Origin of the sequence: Nitrosomonas europaea (assembly GCF_900167395.1) — a bacterium.
GTDB lineage: Bacteria > Pseudomonadota > Gammaproteobacteria > Burkholderiales > Nitrosomonadaceae > Nitrosomonas > Nitrosomonas europaea.
Genome location: NZ_FUWK01000070.1, coordinates 1 through 3551 on the forward strand (window position 1 = coordinate 1; position 3551 = coordinate 3551).

Annotated in this window: 2 protein-coding genes; both read right to left on the minus strand. The window is 49.4% G+C overall.

Features of this window, described 5'->3' with window-relative positions:
* Positions 1-199: 199 nt before the first annotated feature.
* A complete protein-coding gene (locus tag B5D58_RS13265) occupies positions 200-739 on the minus strand; it encodes an RNA polymerase sigma factor (protein ID WP_011112519.1) in 540 nt (179 codons plus the stop codon).
* A 572-nt stretch (positions 740-1311) separates the two neighbouring features.
* Positions 1312-3267 (minus strand): AfsR/SARP family transcriptional regulator, encoded by a 1956-nt coding sequence (locus B5D58_RS13275; RefSeq protein WP_011112521.1) that lies wholly within the window; start codon positions 3265-3267, stop codon positions 1312-1314.
* Between the last annotated feature and the right edge of the window lie 284 nt (positions 3268-3551).

The window sequence follows — 3551 nt, forward strand, 5'->3', positions numbered from 1 at the left end:
CTTCTCTCGCTTTGACAAGTTGGATTCAGTTTTCCGATTCTTCATCCATTTCGCTCTGATCGTAGATTATTTAATTAGTGTTAACAGGCCCTAGTAAGACGGGCAGAGAAGAGTTTTTTCCCCAGTCTTGTGTGTAACAACGATACGATGGCGATGGCCAGGATAGATGGCCTGACCATCGTGGCACTACGGTCTGCCATCAGACGTTTCGTCCAGCGTCACGCAATCGCTGCCGGCAGTGTAGCATGGCACGGGCAACGTGCTTTTCGACAGTTTTTTCAGAAATGGACAGGTGGACGGCTACCTCCCGCATGCTCAGGCCGTGACCGCGATAGAGCAGGAATACTTCGCGGCACTTATCCGGTAACTCGCGTATTGCAGCATCGAGAATAGCTAATTCCTGTTGAGAAATGATCGCATCGATCAGATCGGGTGTATGGCCGGGTAACTGATCCAGATGTTCATTGCTATTCTCAGCCTCGTAACTGTCACCTTCTTCCCGCCCCCAGTTCTTTTGACGGCGAACATGGTCTACGGCAACATTACCCGCCATGCGGTAAAGGTAGGCACGGAGGTTGTCTGGTAAATCAGCAGAAGTGGTTCTGGCGCGAATCCAGGTTTCCTGGATCACATCTTCCGCCATCAGGGATGAACCGGTACGTTGGTGGATGAATTGCCGGAGCTCATCATAGTAAGCTTCTACTGCTTGTGATAATGATGTGAACCTGGATTTCGTCATTTTCTGATTCGAATGGTGGGCCGTGTCGTAAAAGAGTGCTGACAACCTAAAAATGAGAACTATTTGCATTCTAAGAGATGAGACAGCAGGCTGACAATGTCTATTTGATCTGGTATCAGCCTGGAACGGGTCGCCCGGTACAACAATCAACACCTGCCCGGACCATCGGATATATTCCTTCCGCGCAGGCCGAAGAAAATTATCATCTGACTCAAACTGGCAGGACTCCGATGACTGTTACTTCAACCAAACACCCCCACAATTCTGGGGGTCAGTTCAGGACGGTGGCAATTTGGGAAAAGGCACGGATTTACTATAACCCGCCACTTCCCCTGGTGATAGAAGACCGGGGTCATAACCTGGCCTAAGGAACCTCTGAAAAACTACCTGCGTTGCCATTTCTGCGTTAAAAATCAGCTTAAAATGCTCATTTATTATGTATAAGCTCCGCTTTTTACTCGGCGCCAGCGCCTCGCCCTACGGGCCAGCCTTACGGCTGTTCGCTACGCCTTGCTTGCGTCACCGATTTTTGCCTTGAACTGACTGCCTCGTCGACGTTTCTCAGAGGTTCCCTAGGTATTGATCAGCTTCTGGTAGAGAAGCTGAGTTTCCTGGCTGGGACTGATGCCTAACCGGCAGAGTAATTGGTGCCGGCAACGTTGATACTCGGAAAGTACTTCTGCGCGTTGGCCAAGTTGTGCATGGCAGCGCATGAGATGCTGGTAAAAGTTCTCTGCCAACGGTTCTATCTCTACGGCTCTGCGGTAACAGTCTATGGCTTCAGGCCACCCACCGTCTTGTTCCAGCATTCCCCCCAACCGCTCGGACATCTTTATGTAGTGCGCCCGTAACCGTTCGCGAAAAGTTAATGCCCAAGAGGCAGTCTCCCCTTCGAGAAAATGGCCACGATAACGGCTAAGTGCCTGCTGTAATGAATTTCGATCAGCCATGCCAGAGTGATGAATGGCGCGATCAAATGCCATGCAATCCACCCAAACGTAACCTGGATCCAGGGAAAGATGCTTGTCCTCGAGCCGAATCGCTTTCTCATGCCTCAACAGCTTGCGCAGGCGATGCAAAGTTGTTCTAAGGGCCTGTTCTGCAGCATTCCCTCCCGAATCAGGCCATAATGCATCGGTAATTCTGTCTTGATTGACCGCCAGGCTTCCATAAGCACATAAGCATTTCAGTAATTCCAGCGGCTTGTGCTGCGCTTTTCCGGAAAAATGCAGAGGCATATCCTCAAGGAAGACTTCAAAACGACCTAAAGTGTATATTCTGACCGACCAGGGCCATACTTCCAGCGCTTGTGATTCAGCTTTCATACCCCAATGCCGAATCAGATTTCTGACGAATACACTCTCGATTCCGAACTGAAGCGCCAGAGAAAAAAGGTGCGCCATAACTTTTGGACGCAGCCAGTAATTGATAAGCAGGAAACCATTTTCCCGGCCTATCCGCAATCCCTCCCTCAAAGGCACAAGCGCTTTATCCGCATTCCCCTGTTTAATCCATGAGTGAGCTTCTATCAGCAGGCATTGGTACTCAAGCATGGGATTTCTCATGATCTTCGCGTACTCAACCGTTTGCTTCAAGTGGCTTCGACCGGGCTCCACATCCCCAATTTCTATAAGAATCTGGGCAAGGCCAAGGCGGTTTATTTCGCGAAGGAATGGTCTTTCCATTTCTTCATGCGACTTAAGTACTGCAGACGCATCATCAAGTGCCTTCGAAAAATCCTCTCGCAGAAATTCGATACCTGCTCTCAGGTATCGAAACTCTGTCAAATCATGCTTGCGTTGCGCATCGATATTCAGTTTTAGTTTCTCGATACAGGATTCAGCTGTAACCAGATTGCCTGCTGAAAGTGCACTATAGGCACCGTGAGTCCACAGCATGGCATTCAATACCGAGATGTTAGATTCTTGTGCTATCTGCAGCGCTTCGTGAAATTTCTGTTCCGCAATATGAGCGGATGCGGCGATAGCCCAGGCGTAACCTCCTTCGATATTGCACCAAAGAATGCGAAGTAAGGGAGATATCGAGATACCCTTGAAAAGAGGAATGGTCTCATCCATGATTCGACGAGCTTTACGAGCATCACCGCGCCAAAGAGGAAGAAATACGATTGCACAAGCAGCTGCTATCCGTAAAGCCGGCTCAACGCTGCTTTGCAATGTACTTTCAAACCGCGCTTCAAGAATCTGTAACAAGGGATGATGTGGCGCCGAGAATATCAAGCCGAGAAGGCTTCCATATACTCTTACCTCTACCTCGATTGACGGAAAGTCACCATACAGGCTTAAAAGTTTCTGGAGACGTTCTCCCCAGGCAACTATGGGTTTGATATTGTCTTCGGCGTAGAGGTACGCATCTATCATGGCGGCACAGACAAGAAACAGCCCGGCTTTATCCTTTTCCGCTTGAAATCCAGCGTATGCTTGCTCGAGGCTTGATCTGGCTTCCTGCGGATTGAACAGTATCCAGCTTGTTCCCCGCCAGTAAAGTAACCATGGGACGCGTCTCACTACTTCCTGGGGGAGCAGGGTAATCAACCCTTGAAGAGTCTGATGCCAACCCTGGGTAAGTAAAGCTGCAGCTTGCCCATTGATCAATCGGGTAAGGTCTTCCCACGCTTGTACTTTGGCAAGTAATCCGGCTGCAGCTTCGGCGTCGCCATGTTGTTCCAGCAGATGTGCACTCTGTCGTTGCAGATCTTGTGAACCGTCCCGACAATCGAGGAGGCTATTTGGTTAAAGTAAAATATCCATCAATGTCTTATTATCCTGGGTTTGTCGGTAGTTTTCTTCAG

Coding starts and splice junctions, on each gene's coding strand:
- B5D58_RS13265 (WP_011112519.1), bottom strand. CDS start 739: ATGACGAAATCCAGGTTCACATCATTATCACAAGCAGTAGAAGCTTAC.